Here is a 23,998-nt window from a genome sequence, read left to right as displayed (position 1 = left end):
GCACCTCCGCCTTCTTCTGTTCTGTCTCTCTGCGTGTCTGATGGTGAGCAGACTGCCACCGAAGGGCGGGGCGGCGCCGGAGAACGGCCCGGAAATGCAGACGCGCGGGACGGCGGGGCCGGCGGACCGGCCCCGCCGTCCCGCGCGCTGGCGGCTCCCGAACCGGGTCATCGGGGACGCCGGTTGCGGCGATGGCGGTTCGGTGGAGCGGTGAATCGGTAAAGCCGCGGAGCCGAAGTTCGTTCGGTCCGGTGGTGCTGGCCGATCGGGTGGATCGGGTCGATCGGGTCGATCAGGTGGATCGGGACCACCGGTGGGACGGTCGGACGGATCAGTGCGCGGCCACGCCGGCGCGTGCCATCGCGCCCGTCCGGCGCGCCTGCATCGGTACGCCGTTCGCCGTGGCCCGGGCGGCCGGCGGGGCCGCCGGTGCGCGGTCGCGGCGCGGTTGCGCCGCCGCACCGTTCTGGACGTCCATGACGGCATGCGCCACGAGACCGCCCATCGGGTCGTGCCGGATCAGATCCCGCAGCCGGGATCTGGACGACCGCCCCTCGTTGCCGGGGTACAGGTGCTTGCCGAGTCCGACCGCGTGGGCCAGTGCGGCGAGCGCCGCGGTCCGCGGGTCCGGCGGTACGCCGGTGCGGATCGCACTGTCGAGCCGGGCACGGATCTCCCGGCTGATCGCCGTGTCGGTCGCCTGGTAGCGAGTCGTCGGCAGCACTCCGCACATCTGGCCCGCGACGGCATGCACCATGCCGCAACGCTCCAGATGAGCGAGGTAAATCTGGCGGAGCCCCAGCCGGGGTCCACCGATCCAGTGGACGGCCCGTACCGGGCTGCCGCGCCTGCGCAGCAGTTCCAGTGCGGAGTCCAGAGTCGGATCTCCTGTCGGCCGTGGCATCACCACGGCGATACGATCCCCGTCAGGGGCTATCCGTCCTGCCAGAGCCAGCTCTACTAGCTGTGCCCCGGCCAGGCCGAGGTCGAGCGACTGCGGCTGCGCCGTGGTACCCGTGGTCGGGTCCAAAGCGAGCAGCAGAAGCTCCTCCGGAATTGTTCTGCGGCTCCTGCCCATCCATGCCTCCCCGCGTGGATGAGTGACAGGGTGACGCCTCTCACATTCATCTGTCGAGAGCGCCTGGTCGTTTTGCGGGGGAACCGGCAACTATGTCGTTCTCGTCTGGCACGGGGGCGATGCTCCCTAGACGGGACACTGTTAGACATTCGGACAGCCGGACGTGGTGGCGATCGAGGAGGAACTGGTGGCGGGCGAGTCCCCCGACAAGTCGGTTGATGAAGGAGCGTCGGGGGCGGCGATGTCCTCCGCGGAGCGTGACCCGAGGCTGTCGGTGTTCCGGCCGCGGGAACCGGAGTCGGGCAGCGCGGGCGAGAAGCGCGACCCGCTGCGCGACGCGGTGGCGGCGTGGGTGGCCACGACCGAGGACGAGGCCGAGTCCTCCGGTCGGGTGGACTCCGACGCGGACTCCGACGCGGATGCGGATGCGGATGCGGACGCGGACATGGACGCGCGTGCGGACACCGACGCGGACACCGAAGCGGACGCGGCCTCCGCCCCGGCTCCCGGCGAGAGCGGCGAGAGCGGCGAGACCGACGAGAGCGGCGAGACCGACGCGCCCGCAGCGTCGCCCGCCGCCGCGAAGCCGGGCGACGCTGCCGAGCAGCCGGCGCGCGACAGCGAGCGGACCGCGGTCTTCCGGGCCGTGAGGCCGGGCAGCGGTACGGATGCCCCGGCATCCGCCGCCGGGAAGCCGGCCGACGGCGAGCGGAGCCCTGCGACGGCCTCCGGTTCCGGTGCTGCGGGTAAGGATTCCGCTTCGGCGTCCGGCGCGGCCAAGGCGCCCGCAGCCGACGGGTCGGCCGAGCCGACGGCCGGGCCGACGGCCGGGCCTTCGGTGGACGAGAGCGAGCGCACGGCCGTGTTCCGTGCCGTGAAGCCGGCTTCGGCATCCGCGCAGGGCGGCTCGTCCGCCTCTTCCGCGGATTCCGCTTCGGCCAGCGCCGATGCCCCGGCCGCCAAGCAGGGTTCGGCTCCCGCCCCGGCGGGGAAGCCCGCAGACTCCGCTTCGGAGTCCGGCGCGGGCAAGCCCTCCGCTTCCGACGCGTCGGCGGACGAGAGTGAGCGCACGGCCGTTTTCCGTGCCGTGAAGCCGGGTTCGGCACCCGCCCGGGGCGGCTCTGCCGTGCCCTCTGCGGATTCCGCTTCGGCCGGCGCCGATGACCCGGCCGCGAAGCCGGGTTCCGCTTCGGCGGACGACAGCGAGCGCACCGCTGTGTTCCGGGCCGTGAAGCCGGGGAGCGCCGGGCGAGGCTCTGCCGATGCCGGCAAGGGCTCCGCGGACAGTGAGCGCACTGCCGTGTTCCGGGCCCCGAAGGTGGATTCCGGATCCGGCACCGCAGGCAAGGCTTCCGGCGAGGCGGCCGACAGCGAGCGCACCGCCGTGTTCCGCGCAGTCAAGCCGGACGCCGAGGCCTCCGCCTCCGCCCCGGCCCCGGCAGCGGCCCCGGACCCCGCTTCGCAGAAGCCCGCCGCTTCCCGGCCCGTGCCGCCGAAGGCGGTCGGCGGGGAGCGGGCCAGCACGTTCGTCCCGCTGCGCAAGGACGACGCAACGGCTCCGGCCAAGCCCGCCCCGGCGGCCGCCCCGGCGGCTCCGGCTCCGGCCAAGGCCGCCCCGGCGGCCCCCGCTCCCGCCCCCGTACCCGAGCGGACCGAGCGGACCACGCAGCAGCCGCTGCCTCCCAAGCCGCCGCTCGACATGCTCGCGGACCTCACCAACAACCCGCCTCCGCCGCCGAGCCCGATGCGCACGGCCGTCCGGCGGTTCAAGATCTACGCCCCGCTGGTCGCGCTCGTCGCGATCATCCTGGCCGTCGTCCAGCTCGTGCGCCCCCTGCCCGAGCCGAAGCTCACGATGACCGCGAAGTCCTCGTACACCTTCGACGGCGGCAACCCGGTCCTGCCCTGGCCGAAGGAGGGCCAGGCGTACATGGCCGCCGCCGGCCTCGGTACGGTCGGCAGCTTCGGCGAGCAGAAGCCGGTCGCCATCGGCAGCGTCGCGAAGACGATGACGGCGTACGTGATCCTGAAGAACCACCCCCTCAAGAAGGGTGAGAAGGGTCCGCTGATCGACATCGACCAGACGGCGGTCGACGACGGCGCCAAGAGCTCCGAGGGCGAGTCCACGGTCGGCACGCTCAAGGCGGGCGACAAGATCAACGAGTACGACGCCCTTGCCGCGATCATGATCCCGTCGGCCAACAACGTCGCGCGGCTGCTCGCGCGCTGGGACTCCGGCGGCGACCAGGAGGCGTTCGTCAAGAAGATGAACGAGGCCGCCAAGGAACTCGGCATGACCAACACCACGTACACCGACCCCTCGGGTCTGGACGCGACGACGGTCAGCACCGCCGAGGACCAGGTCAAGCTCGGTCTCAAGGTCGTGGAGATGCCGGAGCTGGTCGCGATCACCAAGCTGCCGGAATGGACCGACCAGTACGGCAAGAAGTGGCGCAACTACAACACCCTCATCCCGGGCAACGGCGCGCTCGGCATCAAGACCGGCTCCACCACCAAGGCCGGCGGCAACCTGCTCTTCGCCGCCGAGAAGCAGGTCGGCAAGACCAGGCAGCTGATCGTCGGCGCGGTGCTCGGCCAGTACGGCGTGCCCATCCTCGACACCGCCATCGCGGCCAGCAAGCAGGTCATGCTGGCCACGCAGAAGATGCTGGTGAACGCCCCCGTCGTGAAGAAGGGCGACGTCGTCGGGTACGTGGACGACGGTCTCGGCGGCCATACCCCGGTCGTCGCCACCGCCGACGTGGAGGCGGTCGGCTGGCCGTCGCTCACGGTCAACGTCAAGCTCGCCGCCGGGGACGGCAAGCTGCCCCAGACCGCGAAGGCGGGCACCGAGATCGGCGCGCTGACCGTCGGCGAAGGGGCCAGCCAGGTGAAGGTGCCGGTGGCGCTGCAGAGCGACCTCGCCGCGCCGGGCATCGGCAGCAAACTGACCCGTGTCGGCTGATCGCCCCCGCGATACCGCGTGATTCCGGCGCCCCGGGCAACCCCGGGGCGCCGCCGCGCGTCTAGCGAGCCGGGAACGGCATGCAGAAGTTCGATCGAAGCTCCGGTGAACCCGGGGAGTCCGGGGAATCCGGGGAGTAGTGCAGTGACCACCGCTGAGCAGCAGAGCCAGGGAGACCGGGGTGCGTCCGAAGCCGCCGGCGGAGGCGACGTGCCCGAGGCCGCACCCGGCGGCATAGGGGCTTTCACACCCGCCCCGGCCGCCTCACCCGCCTCACCCGCCCCGGATCCCGCACCCGCCCCGGCCGCCGCACCCGCCCCGGCGCCGGCCGGCGCCCCCGCGGCCGACGACACCGCCCCCGTGGTCTCGCGCTTCCTCGGCCGGCTCCGCCGCCACCCCGTGCTCGTCGCCACCGCCGTGGCCGCCCTCCTGCACGTCATCTGGTTCTTCAGCTTCGCCAACAGCGGCGGCGACCTGGCCGCGCAGGACGCCTGGGCCGAGTTCGTCGGCCGCCATCCGGACTCGGCGTACAACCTGGCCTGGTACGGGGGCATGCACCCCGTCTCGTACAGCGTGGTGTCCCCGTACGTGATGTACATGATCGGTGTGCGGACCACGATGATGGTCGCCGGTACGGTCTCGGCCGGGCTGTTCGCGCTGATCCTCACCCGCAGCCGCCGCACCGTCCGCGAGCCGCTGTGGCCGGCCCTCGCGGGCGTGTACGGGCTGCTGTGCAACGCCCTGTCCGGCCGGGTCACCTTCGGGCTCGGCGCGATGTTCGCGCTCGCCGCGGTCGCCGTCGTCTTCTGCTGGCCCCGCAAATGGGCGGAGCGGCGCTGGGCCAAGGCGGCCGCGGCGGCCCCGCTGGCCGCCCTCGCGACCGCCTCCAGCCCGGTCGCCGGGCTCTTCCTCGGGGTGATCGCGGCCGCGCTGTTCCTGAGCCGGCGGCGCCCGGGGGCGTACGCGCTGGGCCTCGCCCCGGTGGCGGTCGTCGGGCTGTCGGCCTGGCTCTTCCCGTTCTCCGGGACGCAGCCGATGAAGCTGGGCTCGGCCGCGCCGCCGTTCGTGTTCGGGCTGGCGATCCTGTTCCTCGTACCGAAGCGGTGGAAGACGGTCCGGATCGCCTCCGCCGTGTACGCCTTCGGGGTGCTGCTGACCTGGGCGATCGACTCGCAGGTCGGCTCGAACGTCACCCGGCTGGTCATGCTGTTCGGCGCGGCCGTGCTGCTCGCGGCCCTCCCGTACGCGGTCCCGCGCAGCCGGCACTGGTACGCGGTGCTGTTCGCGTTCATCGGGATCAACGTCTGGATCACCGCCAACAGCATCACGGACATCGTCCGCACCACCCCGGTGGCCGCCTGGAACCGGGAGCTGGCCCCGCTGGTCGACCAGCTGAAGAAGGCGGACGCGGCGCGCGGCCGGGTCGAGGTGGTGCCCGCCAGCAGCCACCGCGAGTCCTCCGCCTTCCCCTCGTACGTGAACCTCGCGCGCGGCTGGAACCGCCAGGCCGACCTGGAGCGCAACCCGCTCTTCTACGACGACACCCTCACCGCCGAGAGCTACCGGGAGTGGCTGGACCGCTGGGCCGTGCACTACGTGGTGCTGCCGGCCGACAAACCCGATTCGGGCGGCGAGGACGAGGCGAAGCTGGTGCGCGAGGGGCTCCCGTACCTGGAGCAGGTGTGGGGCGACCGGAACTGGCGGCTCTTCAAGGTCGACCGGCCGACGGACCTGGTGTCCGGGCCGGCGACGGTGGTGCGGGCGGGCGCGGACCAGCTGGTCGTGGACGTGAAGGCGGCCGGGCGGGTGCTCGTACGGATCCCGCACTCGCCGTGGCTGGGGCTGGTGGACGGGGAGGGCAAGCCGGTGCCGCCCCCGCAGGAGACGTTCGCGTCGAAGGCGCGCGGCGGGGGCGCGGGCTCGGGCGCGCTGGGCAAGGAATACGCGAACACGGCGGGATGCCTGTTCAAGGCCGCTCCGGACACGGCGGGCGACGTGTGGACGGAGCTGCTGGCGCCGGGGCCGGGGGTGTACCGGGTGGCGGCGAAGTACCAGCTCCCGCGGGGGACGCCGTGCCCGGAGGAGCTGACCCGGCGGCTGGCGGGGCAGCCGGAGCGTGCGGCTGCCCCGCGCCCTTGACCGGCTTGATCGCGAGTTTTTACCCCCGGTCCGGGTGCGTTGCTCCATATATCTGCATACGATCCCAATAGTCCGATTGGGTGCTTCCCGAGGGAGTTGACGACGGGATGAGCAAAGAGCAGCAGAGGCAGGATTTCCGAGAGGCCTTCCAGGCCCAGGAGCCGGATCGGCCGCCGCGCCCGGCAGGCCACGGCTTCGACGGGCTGGTGCGGAGCAAGGTCAAGGGCGGTGCGCACACCAAGGCGGCCCTGAAGCGGGCCGGTACTCCGCAGGGTGACCGCATCGGTGAACGCAGCAGAGGCCTGAGCTGATCCCGAGACCCAGGACGCGCGTCTCACGTCCCGGCCCTCCCGGCTTCGGCCGGGAGGGCTTTCGCGCGGCTCCCACCGCACCAACAACGTCGTCTTCTACGCGGACCTGATCGCCTGACGCTCCCCCCGCACACGGAAGGGCACCCGCCGACTCCGGCGGGTGCCCTTCTCCACTGTGCCCTCGGCAGGATTCGAACCTGCGACACCGGCTTTAGGAGAGCCGTGCTCTATCCCCTGAGCTACGAAGGCGGGGGCTTGTCGGAGACGTTGCCGGAAACCCCAGGGGGATCGCGCGACCTGCCTCGACAAACGTGCTGCTCAGATGACGTTCGCACACCCGGGTGGAGATGCCCTCGCGGACACTTTCCCGGGCACACGCCTGGTAGTCGTCTGACCGCTGACAGCCTAGCGGATCGTGTTGGGAGTGGTCGCATGGATTGTCGTGACGTGGAAGACGAGGCGGCATGCCCATGGCGGGGGAGGGTGAGGGGGGCGGCCCTCAGTGGGCCAGTGCGGCCATGTGGTCGGGGTGGTGGGCGGCGACGTCGTGGGCGGCCTGGACGAAGGCGGCGACGGCCGGGGATCGCGAGGTCTCCGGCCAGGCGACCACGACCGCGCTGGGGCTGAGGCCCGTGACCGGCCGGTAGGCGATGTCCGGGCGCTGGTGCCGCTCGGTGGTGGAGAGGGACAGGAACGCCACCGCCTGGCCCAGCGCGACCACCTCCAGGAGTTGCTCGACGCTGGCCACGAGCGGCCCCTCAGGAGTGTCGGCCGGCGCCAAGTCCGTGTGGCCATCGCCCGCTTCCGCCCCGTCGCGTCCTGTGTAGTAGGCGGTGTTGGAGGGGGCCGCTCCCTTCCAGCGCGGGACCGGTTCGCCCTTGAGGTCGCTCAGCCGCAGTCGCCGGCGTCCGGCCAGGCGGTGCGCGGCGGGGAGGACGGCCAGTCGCGGCTCGACCACGAGCGTCTGGGAATCCAGTCCTCGGCCGTCGAACGGGCTGCGCAGCAGCGCCACATCGGCACGGCCGTCCCGCAGCATGGCGATCGGCTCTCCGCTGCCGCCGACCACGACTTCGGGCGGCGGCAGATGCGGACCCGTTCCCCGGTAGGCGGCGAGGATCTCCCGCAACAGCCCGGCATCGCCCGCCGGTTTGACCGCCACGACGAGTTGGGGTGTCTGCTGGCCGGCGCGGCGTGCTCGCCGGGCCGCCGCGTGCACCGCGTCGACCGCGATCCGGGCCTGGTCGAGCAGCACCTGACCGGCGTCGGTCAGCCTCACCTGCCGGGTGGTGCGCTCCAACAGGCGTACCCCGAGCCGGGACTCCATCTGAGCGATCGCCTTCGACAGCGGGGGCTGCGCCATCCCCAGGCGTTGCGCGGCCCGGCTGAAGTTCAGTTCCTCGGCGACCGCGATGAAGTACCTCAGCTCCCGCACCTCTAGCTCACTCATATCCGTGGACTATAGATCCAGAGCCTTCTGGTCTTTCCCTGCCGCCCGTGGGTGAGGGGAGGCTGGGTGCCATGACGACTTCGCAGAAGACCGCACTGATCACCGGTGCGAACAAGGGCATCGGCAAGGAAACGGCGCGCAGGCTCGCGGCTCTCGGCATCACCGTGCTGATCGGCGCCCGCAACGCCGAGCGTGGCGAGGCTGCGGCCGAGGAGCTTCGCGCGGGCGGCGCCGACGTACGGTTTGTACCGCTGGACGTCACCGACGAGACCTCGGTCCAGGCCGCCGCCGAGCACATCGACGCCACGTTCGGCCGCCTCGACATCCTCGTCAACAACGCCGCGATCGCCACCGAACCGAACAAGCCGAGTGAAGCCCTCGCCGCCACCGTCCGGCAGGTCTACGAGACCAACGTGTTCGGCGTCATCGCGGTGACCCACGCGATGCTCCCCCTGCTCCGCCGCTCCGCCGCCGCACGCATCGTCAACATGTCCAGCGAACTCGGCTCCCTCACGCACATGGCCGACCCGGGCAGCCCGTGGTCCGCCTACTACTCGATCCTCCTCCCTTACTGCACCTCGAAGAGCGCGCTGAACGCGATCACCGTGCTCTACGCCAATGAACTGCGCGCCGAGGGGATCCTGGTCAACGCGGTGAGCCCCGGCTACTGCGCGACCGACCTCAACCGCCACAGCGGGATGCGCACGGCGGAGGAGGGCGCGGCCGTCGCGGTCGACCTGGCGACGGCGGGCGAGGACGGCCCGACGGGCGCCCTTCTGGCCGAGGACGGCCCGATTCCCTGGTGACGCCCTGCCGCGCCGTCTCCACCCGTAGCCCGCCGGCGGCGGCGCTCCGCACCCCCGGCCCGAGCGGGCGTGGTGAGCGGGGTGGCCGGGGGAAATGCGGTCGATTCGGTTTGGGGGCGGACACCTCGGTCCATGGGACTCCCATGGAATTCCTTCGTCCCGCCGGCTGGGAGGAGGCGCTCGCCGCCAAGGCCGAGCACCCCGCCGCCGTGCCCATCGCCGGCGGTACCGACGTGATGGTCGAGATCAACTTCGATCACCGCCGGCCGGAGTACCTCATGGACCTGAACCGCATCGGGGCGCTGCGGGAATGGGAGACCGGCGAGGACGTCGTACGGCTCGGCGCCTGCGTCCCGTACACGCAGATCATGGAGCACCTGCGGACGCCGCTCCCGGGCCTGGCCCTCGCCTCGCACACCGTCGCCTCCCCGCAGATCCGCAACCGCGGCAGCGTCGGCGGCAACCTCGGTACGGCCTCCCCGGCCGGTGACGCGCACCCGGCGCTGCTCGCCGCCGGGGCGCAGGTCGAGGTGGAGTCCGTACGGGGCTCCCGGCTGATCCCGATCGACGACTTCTACACCGGGGTCAAGCGCAACGCCCTCGCCCCCGACGAGCTGATCAGGGCCGTGCACGTCCGTGTGGCCGACGGGCCGCAGCAGTTCTCCAAGGTCGGCACCCGCAACGCCATGGTCATCGCCGTCTGCGCCTTCGGCCTGGCCCTGCACCCGCGGACCCGCAGCGTCCGTACGGGCATCGGCTCGGCGGCGCCCACGCCGGTCCGGGCGAAGACGGCCGAGGAGTTCCTGGCCGCGGCCCTGGACGAGGGCGGGTTCTGGGAGTCCCGTACGTCCATCACCCCGTCGGTCGTCAAGCAGTTCGGGGATCTCGCCGCCGCGGCCTGCAACCCGATCGACGACGTGCGCGGCACAGCCAAGTACCGCCGGCACGCCGTGGGCGTCCTGGCCCGCCGCCAGCTCCTGTGGACCTGGGAGGAGTACCGCGGCCGCGGAGCCCCGTGAGCCCGGCGGGGCCTCACACGCCCATCGGGGTGTGCAGCTCGACGACGACCTCCACCTCCACCGGCGCGTCCAGCGGCAGCACCGCCACGCCCACCGCGCTGCGCACGTGGATGCCCGCGTCCCCGAAGGCGGTGCCGAACAGCTCGCTGGCCCCGTTGACCACGCCCGGCTGGCCGGTGAACCGCGGATCGCTGGCCACGAACCCGACCACCTTGACCACCCGCTTGACGGCGGACAGGTCCCCGGCCACCGAGGCGATCGCGGAGAGCGCGTTCAGTGCGCACTGCCGCGCCAGCCCCTTGGCCTGCTCCTCGGTCACCCCGGCGCCGACCTTCCCGGTCAGCGGCAGTGCGCCGTCGACCATCGGGAGCTGGCCGGAGGTGTACACGTAGTGCCCGTTGACCAGGGCGGGCACGTACGCGCCCAGCGGGGCGAGGGTCTTCGGGAGGGTGAATCCGGCCGCGGCCAGCCGCTCCTCGGGGGTACCGGTCGTCATCCTGCTCTCTCCTCGGTTCGGTCGCGCGGTCTCAGGGGCGGGTGATGCGGACCTGGAAGCTGCCGTTGCGCAGTTCTCCCACCACCGAGACGCTGATGCCGTTCTGCTCGTCGGTGAAGGTTTCGCCCGGCCGGAACGGCGCGTCCGACAGTTCGCCGTGCACGTTGGGCCGCCGGGTGCAGCCCCCGCTGCCGATCGCGCTGTCCGAGACGGCGACGGGCCCGCGCCCGGTGTCCACCTGCGAGTCCACCTTGTAGATCAGTACGCCGGGTTTGCAGACGGCCTCGTCGTTCCCGGCCCGGGTGCGCACCTCCACCGCGTACCCGGCGGTCTCCGACAGCGGTACGAAGGCCAGCTTGGTGCCGCCCTCCACCGCCAGCGGGGTCAGGGTGTGGTCGCTGACGCCGGATTTCGAGGCGCAGCTGATCTGCGAGCTGTCCAGCCAGCCCAGCTTCCACTTGTGCCAGCCCAGCAGGTCGTTGTTGGCTCCCCAGTCCTCGCTCATGATGTCCCAGTGCCCGACCGAGCCCCCGCCGTCGGAGGTGTAGAGGTCGGGCAGTCCGAAGACGTGCCCGTTCTCGTGCGGGAGCACCCGGTAGCCGGTCTCCCGGTACGTGCCGGAGCCGTCGTCCTGGCGGCTGTAGACGAAGGACGTGTTGGCGAGCGGTACGCCGTCGGCCATCGGGGCCTCGGCGTTCCCGGAGAAGGTCACGGAGAGCACGGTGTCCAGGGCGGACGGTCCGGCGTTCGGTGTGACCAGGATGTTGACCAGGTCGTAGCGGCTGAAGTCCACCTCCGCGTCCGCGGCCTTCGCGATGTGCTCGACGAGCTGGCGGTAGCCGGGCTCGTACGCGGATCCGCGCTCGATCCCGTAGGCGGCGAACGGCATCGGCATCCGCAGCCAGGTCCTTATCGGGGCCTCGGCCCGGTACGTGAGCCGCCCGTACGAGCTGGTGCGGAACCAGTCGGCGGTCTGGGGGAAGAACTCCGCCATGCGGTCGAGCGCGGTGCCCTCGCCCTTGGCGTCCGGGAAGTCGATCATCAGGTTCAGCGCGCGGACCTCGCCGGTCGAGCGGGAGTACCCCGGCGGGGTCGGCAGGCCCTCGGACATCTGGACGCCCATGGCGCCGGTGATCCGGCAGGGCGCCAGCGCCGACTCGGCGCTCGTGGCCACGGGTCCGGCGGCGGACTGGCCCCGGCTGGATATCCCGGTGCTCGCGGTCGCGGTGATCCCGAGGGCCAGCACGGTGAGGCCGATGTACGCGCCGGCGCGGCGTGGTGTGCGTATCCGGTGGCGGGTCTGCGGCATGGAGATCGCCTTCGGGTCCGCGGCAGCCGGCCGGGCCCGGACTGCGCTCTGTGCGATCACCCTCCGTCGGCTGCGGCGCGCCCGCGCGCCGGGTACGTCCGAACGGGAACCGGCATGTGACCCAGGTCACACAAGAGAGTGAAATAACCGGGGACGCAATCCCCGTTTGTAAGGGAGTCCCGCAAAGCGGGGACCGACTCCCCGTTTGGGGAGCGGACAGGAGACCCAGGCCCAGGGAGGCCCCGCATGAAGCGCCCCACCACCTCGGCGGCGGTCCTGTCCGCCCCGGAGGCGGCCGTGGACCTGTCGGCCGAGCCGTCCGCGGGCCCGGCGGGGTCGTCGGACCCGGCGGGGCCGTCGGCCGCAGCGGCCACCCCGGTCCCGCGGCCGCGGGCGGACGCCGTGCGCAACCGCGAGCGGATCCTGGTGGCGGCGCGCGAGATGCTGGTGGAGCAGGGCTCGGGGGCGCCCTTCGACGAGATCGCCCGCCGGGCGGGCGTCGGCAACGCGACCCTCTACCGGCACTTCCCCGACCGGGCGGCCCTCGTCCACCACGTCGTGCTCTTCGTGATGGACCGGGTGGTCGTCCAGGCCGAGGACGCCCTCGCCGGCGAGCCCGACGCCTTCGCCGCGCTGTGCCGCTTCACGCACGCCGCGGCGGACGAGCGGATCGGCGCCCTGTGCCCCATGCTCGCCGGCGACTTCGACGGCGAGCACCCCGAACTCATCGCGGCCCGCGAGGCCTTGGCGGCCGCCGTCGAGACCCTCGTGGCCGCCGGCCAGGAAGCCGGGCTGGTCCGCACGGACATCGGCGTCGGCGACCTGATGGTCGCCCTCTCACAGCTCAGCCGGCCCCTGCCGGGCATCTCGTGCATGGCGGTCGACGGGTTCGTCCACCGTCATCTCCAGCTGTTCCTGGACGGGTTGCGGGCGCCGGCCCGCTCCGAACTGCCGGGTGAGGCGGCCACGCTTGAGGACCTGAGGCAGAAAACCATGTGACGCCCCGGGTCGCGCCCGCTAGCGTCGTAAACCCGTCCAAAAGCTTCAAAGACAATAAATTCAGTCATTCCGCACAGTAAGTGGGTACCCCCATGTCAAAAACAGCCGCGCCCGCGCCGCTGGCTGCCGATCCCAGTCGCTGGAAGGCACTCGTCTTCATAGCCCTGGCCCAACTGATGGTCGTCCTGGACGCGACGATCGTGAACATCGCCCTCCCGTCCGCCCAGACCGACCTCGGCATCTCCGACGGCAACCGCCAGTGGGTCATCACCGCGTACGCGCTGGCCTTCGGCGGACTCCTGCTCTTCGGCGGCCGCATCGCCGACAAGTGGGGCCGTAAGAACGCCTTCATCGTCGGCCTCATCGGCTTCGCCCTGGCCTCCGCGCTCGGCGGCGCCGCCAACGGCGAGGCGATGATGCTGGGCGCCCGCGCCCTCCAGGGTGCCTTCGGCGCGCTGCTGGCCCCGGCCGCGCTCTCGCTGCTGGCCGTCATGTTCACCGACGCCAAGGAACGGGCCAAGGCCTTCGGCATCTACGGTGCGATCGCCGGCGGCGGCGGCGCCGTCGGCCTGATCCTCGGCGGCTTCCTCACCGAGTACCTGAACTGGCGCTGGACCTTCTTCGTCAACATCCCGTTCGCGATCATCGCGGCCGTGGGCGCGTGGATGATCATCCGTGAGCCCGCGGGCGGCCGGAACCGCGCCCCGCTCGACATCCCCGGCGTGATCCTTTCGACCACGGGTCTGGTCGCGCTGGTCTACGGCTTCACCCGCGCCGAGTCGGCGGGCTGGTCCGACGTGCTCACCGTGAGCATGTTCGTCTCCTCGGCCCTGCTGCTCGCGGCCTTCGTGTTCGTCGAGTCCCGCGTGAAGTCCCCGCTGCTCCCGCTGCGCGTCCTGCTGGAGCGCAACCGCGGCGGCGTCTACCTCTCGCTCGGCCTGGCCGTCATCGCGATGTTCGGACTGTTCCTGTTCCTCACGTACTACCTCCAGGTCGTGAAGGGCTTCTCGCCGGTCAAGACCGGTTTCGCCTTCCTGCCGATGATCGCGGGCATGATCACGGGCTCCACCCAGATCGGCGCCCGTCTGATGACCCGGGTCGCGCCCCGGCTGCTGATGGGCCCGGGCTTCCTGCTCGCCGCCACCGGCATGCTGCTGCTGACCCAGCTGGAGGTCGGCTCCTCCTACCCGGCGCTGATCCTGCCGGCGCAGCTGCTGCTGGGCCTCGGCATGGGTACGGCGTTCATGCCGGCCATGTCGCTGGCCACGCACGGGGTGAACCCGGCCGACGCCGGTGTCGCCTCCGCCATGGTGAACACCTCGCAGCAGGTGGGCGGCGCCATCGGCACCGCGCTGCTGAACACGATCGCCGCCTCGGCGACGACCGCGTACCTGACCGACCACGCGGCCGAGGCCGCGGCGGGCGGTCCGGCGGCGAAGCTGGTCCAGGCCCAGGCGATGGTGGAGGGCTACTCCTCCGCCATCTGGTGGGCGGTCGGCATCCTCGTCGCCAGCGCGACCATCGCCCTGACGCTGATCACCACGGGCCGGCCGGGCGCCGGCGGTCCGGTGGCCTCCGGTGACGGCGCGGGCGCCGACGCCGAGGTGAAGATCCCGGTGATCGCTCACTGACGCGGCTCGGGCAACCCCGGGGATGACTGACGACCCCCTGTCGTTCACATGTGAACGACAGGGGGTCGGTCCGTTCCCGGCCGGCGCGGACGACCCGCGGAGGTGCCGGTTCGAGTCGGATGGGCGGCTTGTCGGGAATCCAGTGATTCGCCGGTCCGGCCAGGCAACCGGAAGCGGGCGGCGGCCGTCTTCAGGAGTGGAGCGAGCAGCCACGGCACCTACCGCGAGGTGTGACGACGGTCACGTGAGCGCGGTGGCGGGGCAGGATACTGCAAGATCCCCAAAATGAGGGACCGGCGTGGGAATTCTGTCCCGATTCCAGTCGTTGTTTCCTTCGGAAGCGGGCACTCGGGAGAGTGTCCAGGAACGCACCGCGAAGACACACCCGCGTTCCAGCAGCCGCACCGCGACCTAACTCATTGCAAGGGAGCACGCATGGCAACCCGCGCCGTCGCCCGTAGTCAGTCCAGGGGCAGCGCCCGCGCTGTGGGCGGGGAGATCGCCGACCGCGACCTGGTGGGCATGTACCTCGACGAGATCGCGCGTACCCCGCTGCTCGACGCGGCCAAGGAAGTGGAGCTCTCCCAGATCATCGAGGCGGGCGTGTACGCCCGGCAGATCCTCGACGGGGAGATAGAGCGCGAGGGCGAGAGCCCGGCCCGCGAGGAGCTGGAAGCCGTCGCCGCCGAGGGGGAGCGGGCCAAGGAGATCTTCATCCGCTCGAACCTGCGCCTCGTCGTGGCCGTCGCCCGCCGCTATCCGCGCAGTGGCCTGCCCCTGCTCGACCTGATCCAGGAGGGCAACGCCGGCCTGGTGCGCGCCGTCGAGAAGTTCGACTACGCCAAGGGCTTCAAGTTCTCCACGTACGCGACGTGGTGGATCCGCCAGGCCATCACGCGCTCCATCGCCGACCAGTCCCGCACCATCCGCCTCCCCGTCCACCTGGTCGAGGAGCTCGGCCGGATCCGCCGCGTGCAGCGCGAGTTCAACCGCGAGAACGGCCGGGACCCGGAGCACGCCGAGATCGCCGCCGAGCTGGACACGACGGAGAAGCGCGTCGGCGACGTCCTGGACTGGGCGCGCGACCCGGTCAGCCTGAACATGGCGGTGGACGACGAGGGCGAGACGCAGTTCGGCGACCTCCTGGAGGACACCTCCGCGATCTCCCCCGAGCAGTCCGTCCTGTCCCTCCTGCGCAGCGAGGAGCTGGAGGACCTGCTGGGCAAGCTGGACCAGCGCACGGCGTCCATCATCAAGATGCGGTACGGCATCGACGACGGCCGCGAGCGGACCCTGACGGAGGTCGGCAAGCAGCACGGACTGACCCGCGAGCGGATCCGGCAGATCGAGAAGCACGCCCTGCTGGAGCTGAAGCGGATGGCCCGCGACACGGGCTTCGACGCGGTGGCCTGACCCGGCCGACCGCCCCCGAACGAGCCCCCGGTGCCTATCCCCCCCAGGCGCCGGGGGCTCCCCCCTACCCGCGGTCGCCGTCCGTACTCACGCGCGCGGAGCCGGGGCCGGCGCCGGGGCCACGGCCGCCGTGAGCCGGGAGGCCAGCGCGCGCGCCGCCGCGGCCAGGAAGTCGGGGGTGTGCACCGTGAAGGGGACGGCGGTCAGCGCAAGCCGGGCCGCCACCCACTCCGGGGAGTCCCCGCTGGAGAACCGCACCCGGCAGCCCCCGCCCACGGGCTCCGCGTGCTGGCGCAACCACCCCGGCAGCACCTCGGCCGGGGCCCCGAACGACACGTCGACCGCGTACGTCTCCCCGCCCCGCAGCCCACGCCGTACGAACTCCGCCGCGTCCACCGGCAGCTCCCGCGGCGCGAACCGGGCGCCCGTCGCGAACGGCTCCGCCACCCGGTCCACCCGGAAGGTCCGCCAGTCCCCCCGGTCCAGGTCGTACGCCACCAGGTACCACCGGCTCCCGGTGCTCACCAGCCGGTACGGCTCCACCAGCCGCTTCGAGTCCGCCCCGTCCCGCGCCCGGTACGCGAACCGCAGCCGCTCGGGCCCCGCCACCGCCGCCGCGATGGTGGTGAGCGTCCGCGGGTCGATGCTCGGCCCGTCTCCCCGGGTCACCGCGATCGTCGCCGACTGCAGCGCGCCCACCCGGCGCCGCAGCCGCCCCGGCAGGACCTGCTCCAGCTTCGCGAGGGCCCGTACGGACGCCTCCTCCACCCCCTCGATGGCGTGCCCGGCCCCCGCCCGCAGCCCCACCGCGATCGCCACCGCCTCCTCGTCGTCCAGCAGCAGCGGCGGCATCGCGGCCCCGGCCACCAGCCGGTACCCGCCCTCCGCGCCCAGCGTGGCCTCCACGGGATACCCCAGCTCCCGCAGCCGCTCGATGTCGCGGCGGATCGTGCGCGGGCTCACCCGCAGCCGCTCCGCCAGCTCGCTCCCGGGCCATTCGCGCGGGGTCTGGAGCAGGGAGAGCAGGGTCAGCAGCCGTGCCGGGGTGTCGGTCATACGATCCACATTGCCATGGGAAATAGGACACCATCTGGCCTAGATGGCGTCTAAGTTTTCTTCCATGACCTCCGAGACCACCTCGCCCGCCGATCGCCGCCGCTGGCTGGCGCTAGCCATCGTGATGACCGCGTCCTTCATGGACCTGGTCGACGTCACGATCGTCAACATCGCGATACCCAGCATGCGCCAGGACTTCGGCGCCTCCACCAGCGCGATCCAGTGGATCACCGCCGGCTACGCGCTCGCCTTCGCCGCGGGCCTCATCACGGGCGGCCGTCTCGGGGACATCTACGGACGCCGGCGCCTCTTCCTCGTCGGCGTCGCCGGATTCACCGCCGCCTCGCTCCTCTGCGGCATCGCGGCCGACCCCGGCATGCTCGTCGCCTCGCGCCTCCTCCAGGGCGCCATGGCGGCCATGATGGTGCCGCAGGTACTCGCGATCATCCACGTCACCTTCCCGCCGCACGAGCGCGGCAAGGTGTTCGGCATGTTCGGCGCGATCGTCGGCCTCGGCGCGGTCTCGGGGCCGATGCTCGGCGCGCTGCTCACCGAGTGGAACCTCTTCGGCCTCGAATGGCGCACGATCTTCCTGATCAACCTGCCCGTCGGCATCGCCGCCGTGATCCTGGGCCGCAAGTTCATCTCGGAGTCCAAGGCCCCCAAGGCCCTGCGCCTCGACCTGGTCGGCATGGTCCTCGCCACCCTCGCCCTGGTCATGCTGATCTTCCCGCTCACCCAGGGCCGCGAGAACGGCTGGCCGCTGTGGGGCTTCATCTGCATGATCGCCTCACCGCTGGTCTTCGCCGCCTTCATCGCGTACGAGAAGTACAAGATCAAGAAGGACGGCTCCCCGCTCGTCGAGCTCTCCCTCTTCCGGATCAAGAGCTTCGCCGGCGGCATCACGGTCCAGCTGGCCTTCGGCCTGGCGACCGGCATCTTCTTCCTCGTCTGGACGCTCTACATGCAGATGGGCCTCGGCTGGAGCCCGCTGCGCGCCGGTACCACCGGCATCCCCTTCTCCATCGCCGTCTCCGTCGCCGCCGGCCTCTCGGTCGAGAAGCTCGTCCCGCGGTTCGGCCGCAAGGTGCTCCAGGCCGGCGCGCTGACCATGGCCGCGGGTCTGCTCCTCTACATCTGGGAGTCGCGGCACTACGGCATGGGGATCGCCTCCTGGCAGATGGCCGCGCCGCTGATCGTCATGGGCATCGGCATGGGCCTGATCGTCGCCCCGCTGAACGACACCATCCTGTCCCAGGTGCCGCGCGAGCACGCCGGCTCGGCTTCCGGACTGATCAACACCACCGGCCAGATGGGCAACGCGCTCGGCCTCGCGCTGACCTCCGTCGTCTTCTTCGGGTCGATCGCGGACGACCGCGTCCTCGGCGCGCCGTACGTCGACGCCTTCCGCGGCGCGCTGTGGTGGGTCGTGGCGGTGCTCGTCGTGATCTTCGCGGTGATGTTCGTGCTGCCGCGCAAGCAGATCCCGATGGAGGAGCGCGAGGGCGGAACGCAGGCCCCCGCCTCCGAGACCGTCCCGGTCGGCTAGCTCCTCCCGAACCCCCTCCGGGCGTGTCCGCTTCTGTTGGCGGACATGCCCGTTTGGTTTTGTATGCCCTGATATCGGCGTAAAGTGGGGGGTAATCCGCAGAAACGGACGCGAACCCACATGTACGCACCGGAGCGTCAACAGGAGATCCTCCGGCTCGCCCGCGAGGCGGGCCGGATCGACGTCCTCTCCCTCGCCGACCGCTTCCAGGTCACCGCCGAGACCGTGCGCCGCGACCTGAACGCCCTGGACCGGGCCGGCCTGGTCCGCCGCGTGCACGGCGGGGCCATCCCGGCCGGCCGCCTCGACTTCGAACCGGACCTCACCGAACGCGAGGCCACCCGCGCCGACGAGAAGGACCGCATCGCGGCCGCCGCCCTCGCCGAGATCCCCGGGGGCGGGAGCATCGTCCTCGACGCGGGCAGCACCGTCGCCCGCCTCGCCGCAGCCCTACCCGTCGACACCGCGCTCACCGTGGTCACCCACGCGCTGCCCGCCGCCGCCCGCCTCGCCGACCACGCCGGCATCGACCTCCACCTCGTCGGCGGCCGCGTCCGCCACCGCACCCGGGCCGCCGTCGACGCCTGGGCGCTGCGCGCCTACGCCGAGATCCGCGCCGACGTCGCCTTCCTCGCCGCCAACGGCTTCTCGGCGCACGGCCTCTTCACCCCCGACCTCGCGGAAGCCGCCGTCAAGCGGGCCGCGATGACAGCCGCCCGCCGGGTGGTGCTGCTCGCCGACTCCTCGAAGGCCGACCGGGAGCACTTCGCGTGCTTCGGCTCCTTCGCGGACGTGGACCTCCTGATCACCGACCAGGGGCTCGCCCCTGCCCAGCAGGCGGCCATCGAGGCCGCCGGTACGGAAGTCGTGCTCGTATGATCCTCACCGTCACCCCGAACCCCTCCCTCGACCGGACGTACGAGGTCCCCTCGCTCGGCCGGGGCGCGGTGCTGCGTGCCACGGGCGACCGCGTCGACCCCGGGGGCAAGGGGGTCAACGTCTCCCGCGCGGTGGCCGCCGCGGGAGTCCTCACGACGGCGGTCCTCCCGCTCGGCGGCATCGCGGGCGCGGTGATCGCCGAACTGCTGGGCGTACAGGGCGTGGACGTCACGGCGGTGACCGTCGCCGGGCAGACCCGCTCCAACATCGCGCTCGTCGAACCGGACGGCACCCTCACCAAGATCAACGCACCGGGCCCCGAACTCACTGCGGAGGAGTCCGCCCTGCTGCTGGAGACCGTCCGCACCGCCGCCGGCCACCCCGAATGGATCGCGGCCTGCGGCAGCCTCCCGCGCGGCCTGGCCCCCGACTGGTACGCCGGCCTGGTCGCCCGCGGCCGCGAGGCCGGCGCCCGGGTGGCCCTCGACACCTCGGGCCCGGCGCTGACCGCAGCCCTCGCCGCCCGCCCGGACCTGGTCAAGCCGAACGCCTCGGAGCTCGCCCAGGCGGTCGGCCGCCCGCTGGCCACCCTCGGCGAGGTCACCCGGGCGGCCCAGGAGCTCCGCTCCCGGGGCGCGGGCGCGGTGCTCGCCTCGCTCGGCGCGGACGGACAGCTCCTGGTGAGCACCGAGGGCACCTTCCACGGCACCGCCCCCGTGACCGCCGTCCGCAGCGACGTGGGGGCGGGAGACGCCTCCCTGGCCGGGTTCCTGATCGCCGGCGGAACCGGCCCCAAGGCCCTCGCCTCGGCCCTGGCCCACGGCGCGGCGGCGGTCCGGCTCCCGGGCAGCGTCATGCCGGCCCCGGCGGACCTGCGCCCGGAGGCGGTCCACATCACGCAGAACCCGTCCCCGGAGCTCCGCCTCTCCGCTCCCGCACTTCCCTGAACCGGGGTCACGCACTCGCGCGCGGGGCAGAGGTCATCGCACCCGCGCGGGTCATCGCACCCGCGCGCGCAGCTCCATCGCGCCGCGGGCGGCCGCCTCGCTCTCGTACACCTCGCACATGTGCCGCCCGTCCGGCGTCGCCGTGTGCTCGACCTCCCACAGGCTGAGCTCGCTGCCGTCCAGCAGGACGAACGAGTGCTCGTACAGGTTGAAGCCCCCGCCCCGCCCGTCCGCCGTGAACGGCCGGGTCCCGAACGCCTGGGTGATCCGGTGCGCGTACGCCGACCGCAGCAGCAGGGCCGTCCCCGCGCCGGGCCGGTCCGGGTTCTCCGCGCGCCGCAGCACCCGGCGGGCGTGGTCGGCGGACTCCTCCACCGCGTACTCCCGGTGGCGACGCGCCGGCGCAGTGGCCGCGAACAGCGCGCTCAGCCCCGCCGCGGTGGCGTCCGGCTCCTCCTCGGCGGCCGCGAGCGCCGGATCCAGATCCGGGTCGAACGCCGCCTCCGCCGGGGCCTCGCCGAACAGCCTGGCCACCGCCAGGCAGGCCTCCGCCTTGCTCACGAAGACCTCGTGCCGGATCGTCCGGTCGCCCACCAGCCGGTACACCAGCTCCCACAGGGACGCCGAATCGCCGTCGGACAGCAGGTACGTGTGCCGGTGGGTCTCCCGCCACAGGCCCGCCGCCGGACTGCGGTGGGTGGCGTACAGCGAGGAGCTGTGGGCGAGCGCCGTACCGAGGCGCTCGACCAACCGGTCCGGCAGGTCGAAGGAGTTGAGGGCGCGGCCCAGGAGTCGATCGAGGTGCGCCTCGGTTGTCTCGTACGGATCGCTCAAGGTGGGTCTCCAGGCCGTCGCAGCTTGTGACTTCGCGGAAGCTCAACGTAGCCCCTGGCTCTGACATCACGTCCGGGGTTCGGTAAAACGTCCGGGAAGCATCAGGGGTTCCCGCCACACCTTCAGGTCAACTTGGCCCGGGATGTGCATGGTTCGCCCGGGTCTGTGCCGGAGCGCGGGAACATGGGCCGTATGGCAACGAAAACAGTGGGCCTTCCCCGCCAACAGGGACTGTCCTCCAGTCGAGACGAGGGTGAACCGGAGTCCGGGCGCCGGGCACCCGCCTGGCTGCTGGTGCTCACCGGGGCCGCCGGGGTGCTGGCCTCCTGGGTGATCACCCTCGACAAGTTCCTCCTGCTGGAGGACCCGGACTTCAAGCCCGCCTGCAGTCTGAACCCGGTGGTCTCCTGCGGCAGCGTCATGAAGAGCGACCAGGCGGCGGTCTTCGGGTTCCCCAACCCCCTGCTGGGGCTCGTCGCGTTCGGGGCCGTCGTGTGCGTCGGCGCGGGCCTGCTGGCAGGCGCCCGTCACCGCGGCTGGTTCTGGCTGGGACTGAACGCCGGGATGCTCTTCGGGGTCGGCTTCTGCACCTGGCTGATGGTCCAGTCCCTGTACGAGATCAACGCGCTCTGCCTGTGGTGCTGCCTGACGTGGACGGCGACCCTGCTGATGTTCTGGGCCGTCACCGCGTACAACGTCCGTACGGGCGCGCTGCCCGCCCCCGGCCCCGTCCGCACCTTCTTCACCGAATTCGGCTGGGCCCCGCCCGCCCTGCACATCGGCGTGATCGGGATGCTGATCCTCACCCGGTGGTGGGAGTTCTGGACCGGCTGACGGCCCCGCACGCCCGAGGGCCCCGGCAGCTGGACGCTGCCGGGGCCCTCGTCACATCGCTCCACGGGCCCGACGGGCCCGGACCGCGGAAAGCAGGGGAGCGGAGATCAGCTGCCGATGGAGCCGTTGCCCGACAGGACCGGGATGTTGTCCAGGATGTGGGAGAGCGGCTCGTCGCCCTTGGCCTGGGTGGAGTTCTCGGTGCACTGCTGGTTCATCGGGTTGGACAGGACGTTGACGTCCTGGACACCGACGTTGATGAGGGCGAGGATCGACTGCGCGTTGACCTTGACCGGCAGACCGATGCAGGGCTTGTTGAGGGTGCCCTGGACCAGGCCGAGCTGCGGGCTCATCGGGCCTTCGGTCTTCTGGTTGCCGTAGATCTGCTGAGCACCGTTCCCGTTGACGGTGTTGATCCCGTTGTCGTTGCCGATGGCCATGGCCGGGGCCGCGACAGCAGCGCCCGCGCCGACGGCGGCGGCGGTGACCGCGGCAGCAGTCATGATCTTCTTGAGCATCATTGGTCCTTTTGTCGCACGAGTGCCCGCTAGTGGAGCGCCCTGGTCAACTGCCCTCCCCGGGGGTTGGTTCCGCTGCTTCACTCAAACGGCCCGCCGCGGCCGAGGATTTCCCCGTCCCGGGTGAGCCTTCTGCGGACGCGTGCGCGAAGCCCGTACGCAGCGCCCAGGGAGGGGCGGCGCCCCGGGTCCGGTTGCGCTCCGTGCAAGGTGTTCGCACGGTGGGTGAGGAAGCGGATCGCTCGGGTCCGCCTCTGTGCGACCACCGAAGGAACCGCCATGCACCGCACGAAGCCGTCCCGCGTCCGCGTCCTCGTCCCGTCGGCCCTCGCCGTCGTCATACTCTCCGGCGCGGCCGCCCCCGCGGGCGCCGCGGACGGTGACACGGCCGCCGCCGTCCGGAACAGGATCGCGGCCGTCCAGCAGCAGGTCGACCGCCGCGCGGCGGCCGCCGGGCCGCTCGACGACCTCCTCGCGCAGATCACCGCGATCCTCGACGGGATCACGAAGTCCCTGGAGGGGCTCCTGCCGGGGGTGAAGCTCCCGCCGATCTCGCTGCCGTCCCTGCCGAACCTGCCGGCGATTCCGGACATCCCGGCGCTGCCGATCCCGGCCCTTCCCGAGATCCCCTCCGTCCCCGAGATCCCGGACATCCCCGAGATCCCCGTTTCCCAGCCGGCGGCTCCGGCGGCCCCGGCGGCCCCGGTCTCCAAGCCGGCCGCGCCGGCGTTGCCCGCGGTCCCGCTGAAGCCGGCCAGTCCGGTCAAGCCGGTCAGTCCGGTCAAGCCGGTCAAGCCGTTCAGTCCGTTCAAGCCGTTCACGCCGTTCAAGCCGGCCAAGCCGGCCCTGACGCCGGCGGAGATCGAGCCGGAGCTCCCCGACCTCCCGTAGCGGGGAGGCATGATCGCAGACGAACGGCCGAAAACCGCGCGCGGTTACGACTATTGAGCTGAACAGGTCTGATTGCGCGCGGGGCCGTGTCGTACGGGACGCTGGACCGTTTCGCTCGGTGTGAGCCCCGCGTGGGGCAGAACATCGAACAGAAGGTGCACTTCCCATGAACTCTGCCAAGAAGGCCGCCCTGGTCCTGGCCTCCGCCGGTCTCGCTGCGGCCGGTGCCGCCGGCTCCGCCATGGCCGACTCGTCGGCCGAGGGCGCGGCCGTGGGTTCGCCCGGTGTCCTCTCGGGCAACCTGGCCCAGGTCCCGGTCCACGTGCCCGTCAACGTCTGCGGCAACTCCGTCAACGTGATCGGCCTGCTGAACCCCGCGTTCGGCAACGTCTGCGTCAACGACTGACGTCAGTCGGCACACCTGACTGTGGGCGCCACCGGCCTCGCCGGTGGCGCCCACAGTTTTTTTCTCCGCTGATCCCGCTGATCCCGCGGATCCCGCCGGGGGCGGGGGACCGGACCGGCTCAGTGGGCCCCGCCGTTGAGCTTGACGCCGCCGAGGAGCGGGGAGGCCTCCGTGGCCCCGTTCGCCACCTTGAGCACCTCGCCCGGAGCATCGTTGCGGACCTTGTTGACGCGCTGGGCGGTGTCCACGACCTTGGTGACGGTCTCGCCCTGCTCGGCCACCCCGTTGTTCAGGGTCTGCGGGAGCGACTCGGTGACCGGGGCGAGGGAGTTGACGGCCTCGGTGGCTCCGCTCGTCAGGCTCATGGGGGGCATCGCGACCGGCGCCGCGGCCGCGAAGGCGGGAGCGGAGGCGCCGAGCGCCGCAACGGAGCCGGCGATGACCGCGGCGACCTTCGTGAGCTTCATTATC

22 protein-coding genes and 1 tRNA gene are annotated in these 23,998 nt (G+C 72.0%); 14 read left to right on the top strand and 9 right to left on the bottom strand.

Annotated elements, in window-relative coordinates:
• Positions 1 to 331: 331 nt before the first annotated feature.
• Entirely contained in the window at positions 332 to 1,078 is a 747-nt protein-coding gene (locus ACFYXV_RS25620; RefSeq protein WP_383337886.1) for a GPP34 family phosphoprotein, read from the bottom strand.
• A 163-nt stretch (positions 1,079 to 1,241) separates the two neighbouring features.
• On the opposite strand from ACFYXV_RS25620, the gene ACFYXV_RS25615 reads away from it, so the two are divergent.
• The 3 genes from ACFYXV_RS25615 to ACFYXV_RS25605 all read left to right on the top strand — a co-directional run bounded on the left by ACFYXV_RS25615 (position 1,242) and on the right by ACFYXV_RS25605 (position 6,493).
• On the top strand, positions 1,242 to 4,043 hold the full coding sequence (locus ACFYXV_RS25615; protein ID WP_389384128.1) for a hypothetical protein: 2,802 nt from the start codon (positions 1,242 to 1,244) through the stop codon (positions 4,041 to 4,043).
• A gap of 144 nt (positions 4,044 to 4,187) precedes the next feature.
• Positions 4,188 to 6,182 carry an MFS transporter gene (locus ACFYXV_RS25610; RefSeq protein ID WP_389384127.1) on the top strand — a complete coding sequence of 665 codons (1,995 nt, stop codon included), beginning with the start codon at positions 4,188 to 4,190 and terminating at the stop codon, positions 6,180 to 6,182.
• A 107-nt stretch (positions 6,183 to 6,289) separates the two neighbouring features.
• Complete coding sequence (locus ACFYXV_RS25605) at positions 6,290 to 6,493, top strand: hypothetical protein (RefSeq protein ID WP_351779666.1); 204 nt, start codon at positions 6,290 to 6,292, stop codon at positions 6,491 to 6,493.
• A 176-nt stretch (positions 6,494 to 6,669) separates the two neighbouring features.
• Here ACFYXV_RS25605 and ACFYXV_RS25600 read toward each other — a convergent pair.
• A tRNA-Arg gene (locus tag ACFYXV_RS25600) sits at positions 6,670 to 6,742 on the bottom strand.
• Positions 6,743 to 6,992: 250 nt separating this feature from the next.
• On the bottom strand, positions 6,993 to 7,940 hold the full coding sequence (locus ACFYXV_RS25595; RefSeq protein WP_389384126.1) for a LysR family transcriptional regulator: 948 nt from the start codon (positions 7,938 to 7,940) through the stop codon (positions 6,993 to 6,995).
• A 71-nt stretch (positions 7,941 to 8,011) separates the two neighbouring features.
• Here ACFYXV_RS25595 and ACFYXV_RS25590 point away from each other — a divergent pair, with 71 nt between their 5' ends.
• Both ACFYXV_RS25590 and ACFYXV_RS25585 read left to right on the top strand, forming a co-directional pair.
• Positions 8,012 to 8,746: an SDR family oxidoreductase gene (locus tag ACFYXV_RS25590; protein ID WP_389384125.1), complete on the top strand. Its 735-nt coding sequence runs from the start codon at positions 8,012 to 8,014 to the stop codon at positions 8,744 to 8,746.
• 143 nt (positions 8,747 to 8,889) lie between these two features.
• Positions 8,890 to 9,765 carry an FAD binding domain-containing protein gene (locus tag ACFYXV_RS25585; protein WP_389384124.1) on the top strand — a complete coding sequence of 292 codons (876 nt, stop codon included), beginning with the start codon at positions 8,890 to 8,892 and terminating at the stop codon, positions 9,763 to 9,765.
• Positions 9,766 to 9,778: 13 nt separating this feature from the next.
• Here the strand turns inward: ACFYXV_RS25585 and ACFYXV_RS25580 are convergent, their stop codons facing one another.
• Both ACFYXV_RS25580 and ACFYXV_RS25575 read right to left on the bottom strand, forming a co-directional pair.
• Positions 9,779 to 10,261, bottom strand: a complete 483-nt coding sequence (locus tag ACFYXV_RS25580; protein WP_385473758.1) for a RidA family protein — start codon at positions 10,259 to 10,261, stop codon at positions 9,779 to 9,781.
• 31 nt (positions 10,262 to 10,292) lie between these two features.
• Complete coding sequence (locus tag ACFYXV_RS25575; protein WP_385473760.1) at positions 10,293 to 11,570, bottom strand: M6 family metalloprotease domain-containing protein; 1,278 nt, start codon at positions 11,568 to 11,570, stop codon at positions 10,293 to 10,295.
• Between the two features lie 246 nt (positions 11,571 to 11,816).
• Between ACFYXV_RS25575 and ACFYXV_RS25570 the strand changes: the two genes are divergently transcribed.
• From ACFYXV_RS25570 to ACFYXV_RS25560, 3 genes are all read left to right on the top strand, one after another.
• Positions 11,817 to 12,569 (top strand): TetR/AcrR family transcriptional regulator, encoded by a 753-nt coding sequence (locus tag ACFYXV_RS25570; RefSeq protein ID WP_389384123.1) that lies wholly within the window; start codon positions 11,817 to 11,819, stop codon positions 12,567 to 12,569.
• Between the two features lie 92 nt (positions 12,570 to 12,661).
• Positions 12,662 to 14,200, top strand: a complete 1,539-nt coding sequence (locus ACFYXV_RS25565) for an MFS transporter (protein WP_385473764.1) — start codon at positions 12,662 to 12,664, stop codon at positions 14,198 to 14,200.
• 435 nt (positions 14,201 to 14,635) lie between these two features.
• Positions 14,636 to 15,613 (top strand): RNA polymerase sigma factor RpoD/SigA, encoded by a 978-nt coding sequence (locus tag ACFYXV_RS25560; protein WP_383337906.1) that lies wholly within the window; start codon positions 14,636 to 14,638, stop codon positions 15,611 to 15,613.
• Positions 15,614 to 15,700: 87 nt separating this feature from the next.
• On the opposite strand, the gene ACFYXV_RS25555 is transcribed toward ACFYXV_RS25560, so the two are convergent.
• Positions 15,701 to 16,669 carry a helix-turn-helix transcriptional regulator gene (locus ACFYXV_RS25555; RefSeq protein ID WP_385473767.1) on the bottom strand — a complete coding sequence of 323 codons (969 nt, stop codon included), beginning with the start codon at positions 16,667 to 16,669 and terminating at the stop codon, positions 15,701 to 15,703.
• 64 nt (positions 16,670 to 16,733) lie between these two features.
• On the opposite strand from ACFYXV_RS25555, the gene ACFYXV_RS25550 reads away from it, so the two are divergent.
• The 3 genes from ACFYXV_RS25550 to pfkB all read left to right on the top strand — a co-directional run bounded on the left by ACFYXV_RS25550 (position 16,734) and on the right by pfkB (position 20,044).
• Positions 16,734 to 18,218 (top strand): MFS transporter, encoded by a 1,485-nt coding sequence (locus ACFYXV_RS25550; RefSeq protein ID WP_385473769.1) that lies wholly within the window; start codon positions 16,734 to 16,736, stop codon positions 18,216 to 18,218.
• 120 nt (positions 18,219 to 18,338) lie between these two features.
• The gene (locus ACFYXV_RS25545; protein ID WP_385473771.1) at positions 18,339 to 19,097 is read left to right on the top strand and encodes a DeoR/GlpR family DNA-binding transcription regulator; all 759 of its coding nucleotides are present in this window, start codon (positions 18,339 to 18,341) and stop codon (positions 19,095 to 19,097) included.
• On the top strand, positions 19,094 to 20,044 hold the full coding sequence (pfkB, locus tag ACFYXV_RS25540) for a 1-phosphofructokinase (RefSeq protein WP_385473773.1): 951 nt from the start codon (positions 19,094 to 19,096) through the stop codon (positions 20,042 to 20,044). Before ACFYXV_RS25545 ends, pfkB begins: the two co-directional genes overlap by 4 nt.
• A gap of 51 nt (positions 20,045 to 20,095) precedes the next feature.
• Here pfkB and ACFYXV_RS25535 read toward each other — a convergent pair whose 3' ends face one another.
• Positions 20,096 to 20,878 carry a DUF6227 family protein gene (locus tag ACFYXV_RS25535; protein WP_389384122.1) on the bottom strand — a complete coding sequence of 261 codons (783 nt, stop codon included), beginning with the start codon at positions 20,876 to 20,878 and terminating at the stop codon, positions 20,096 to 20,098.
• A 192-nt stretch (positions 20,879 to 21,070) separates the two neighbouring features.
• On the opposite strand from ACFYXV_RS25535, the gene ACFYXV_RS25530 reads away from it, so the two are divergent.
• The gene (locus tag ACFYXV_RS25530) at positions 21,071 to 21,712 is read left to right on the top strand and encodes a vitamin K epoxide reductase family protein (RefSeq protein ID WP_385473777.1); all 642 of its coding nucleotides are present in this window, start codon (positions 21,071 to 21,073) and stop codon (positions 21,710 to 21,712) included.
• Positions 21,713 to 21,819: 107 nt separating this feature from the next.
• On the opposite strand, the gene ACFYXV_RS25525 is transcribed toward ACFYXV_RS25530, so the two are convergent.
• Positions 21,820 to 22,230 (bottom strand): rodlin, encoded by a 411-nt coding sequence (locus ACFYXV_RS25525; protein ID WP_385473787.1) that lies wholly within the window; start codon positions 22,228 to 22,230, stop codon positions 21,820 to 21,822.
• A 279-nt stretch (positions 22,231 to 22,509) separates the two neighbouring features.
• Here ACFYXV_RS25525 and ACFYXV_RS25520 point away from each other — a divergent pair, with 279 nt between their 5' ends.
• Together ACFYXV_RS25520 and ACFYXV_RS25515 are read left to right on the top strand one after the other, a co-directional pair.
• The gene (locus ACFYXV_RS25520) at positions 22,510 to 23,121 is read left to right on the top strand and encodes a hypothetical protein (protein WP_389384121.1); all 612 of its coding nucleotides are present in this window, start codon (positions 22,510 to 22,512) and stop codon (positions 23,119 to 23,121) included.
• Between the two features lie 166 nt (positions 23,122 to 23,287).
• Positions 23,288 to 23,527 carry a chaplin gene (locus ACFYXV_RS25515; protein ID WP_385473781.1) on the top strand — a complete coding sequence of 80 codons (240 nt, stop codon included), beginning with the start codon at positions 23,288 to 23,290 and terminating at the stop codon, positions 23,525 to 23,527.
• Positions 23,528 to 23,646: 119 nt separating this feature from the next.
• Here the strand turns inward: ACFYXV_RS25515 and ACFYXV_RS25510 are convergent, their stop codons facing one another.
• Positions 23,647 to 23,994: a hypothetical protein gene (locus ACFYXV_RS25510; RefSeq protein ID WP_385473783.1), complete on the bottom strand. Its 348-nt coding sequence runs from the start codon at positions 23,992 to 23,994 to the stop codon at positions 23,647 to 23,649.
• Positions 23,995 to 23,998: the final 4 nt, after the last annotated feature.

This window comes from Streptomyces sp. NPDC002181 (assembly GCF_042890485.1).
GTDB lineage: Bacteria > Actinomycetota > Actinomycetes > Streptomycetales > Streptomycetaceae > Streptomyces.
This window is presented reverse-complemented; position numbering and strand designations above follow the sequence as displayed.

Excerpts from the sequence above, each read along its gene's own strand:
- ACFYXV_RS25520 (WP_389384121.1), top strand. The coding sequence starts at position 22,510 with ATGCACCGCACGAAGCCGTCCCGCGTCCGCGTCCTCGTCCCGTCGGCC.
- ACFYXV_RS25575 (WP_385473760.1), bottom strand. The coding sequence starts at position 11,570 with ATGCCGCAGACCCGCCACCGGATACGCACACCACGCCGCGCCGGCGCG.
- ACFYXV_RS25515 (WP_385473781.1), top strand. The coding sequence starts at position 23,288 with ATGAACTCTGCCAAGAAGGCCGCCCTGGTCCTGGCCTCCGCCGGTCTC.
- ACFYXV_RS25605 (WP_351779666.1), top strand. The coding sequence starts at position 6,290 with ATGAGCAAAGAGCAGCAGAGGCAGGATTTCCGAGAGGCCTTCCAGGCC.
- ACFYXV_RS25590 (WP_389384125.1), top strand. The coding sequence starts at position 8,012 with ATGACGACTTCGCAGAAGACCGCACTGATCACCGGTGCGAACAAGGGC.
- ACFYXV_RS25525 (WP_385473787.1), bottom strand. The coding sequence starts at position 22,230 with ATGCTCAAGAAGATCATGACTGCTGCCGCGGTCACCGCCGCCGCCGTC.
- ACFYXV_RS25550 (WP_385473769.1), top strand. The coding sequence starts at position 16,734 with ATGACCTCCGAGACCACCTCGCCCGCCGATCGCCGCCGCTGGCTGGCG.
- ACFYXV_RS25620 (WP_383337886.1), bottom strand. The coding sequence starts at position 1,078 with ATGGGCAGGAGCCGCAGAACAATTCCGGAGGAGCTTCTGCTGCTCGCT.
- ACFYXV_RS25585 (WP_389384124.1), top strand. The coding sequence starts at position 8,890 with ATGGAATTCCTTCGTCCCGCCGGCTGGGAGGAGGCGCTCGCCGCCAAG.
- ACFYXV_RS25555 (WP_385473767.1), bottom strand. The coding sequence starts at position 16,669 with ATGACCGACACCCCGGCACGGCTGCTGACCCTGCTCTCCCTGCTCCAG.
- ACFYXV_RS25570 (WP_389384123.1), top strand. The coding sequence starts at position 11,817 with ATGAAGCGCCCCACCACCTCGGCGGCGGTCCTGTCCGCCCCGGAGGCG.
- ACFYXV_RS25530 (WP_385473777.1), top strand. The coding sequence starts at position 21,071 with ATGGCAACGAAAACAGTGGGCCTTCCCCGCCAACAGGGACTGTCCTCC.
- ACFYXV_RS25565 (WP_385473764.1), top strand. The coding sequence starts at position 12,662 with ATGTCAAAAACAGCCGCGCCCGCGCCGCTGGCTGCCGATCCCAGTCGC.
- ACFYXV_RS25595 (WP_389384126.1), bottom strand. The coding sequence starts at position 7,940 with ATGAGTGAGCTAGAGGTGCGGGAGCTGAGGTACTTCATCGCGGTCGCC.
- ACFYXV_RS25545 (WP_385473771.1), top strand. The coding sequence starts at position 18,339 with ATGTACGCACCGGAGCGTCAACAGGAGATCCTCCGGCTCGCCCGCGAG.
- ACFYXV_RS25510 (WP_385473783.1), bottom strand. The coding sequence starts at position 23,994 with ATGAAGCTCACGAAGGTCGCCGCGGTCATCGCCGGCTCCGTTGCGGCG.
- ACFYXV_RS25580 (WP_385473758.1), bottom strand. The coding sequence starts at position 10,261 with ATGACGACCGGTACCCCCGAGGAGCGGCTGGCCGCGGCCGGATTCACC.
- ACFYXV_RS25560 (WP_383337906.1), top strand. The coding sequence starts at position 14,636 with ATGGCAACCCGCGCCGTCGCCCGTAGTCAGTCCAGGGGCAGCGCCCGC.
- pfkB (WP_385473773.1), top strand. The coding sequence starts at position 19,094 with ATGATCCTCACCGTCACCCCGAACCCCTCCCTCGACCGGACGTACGAG.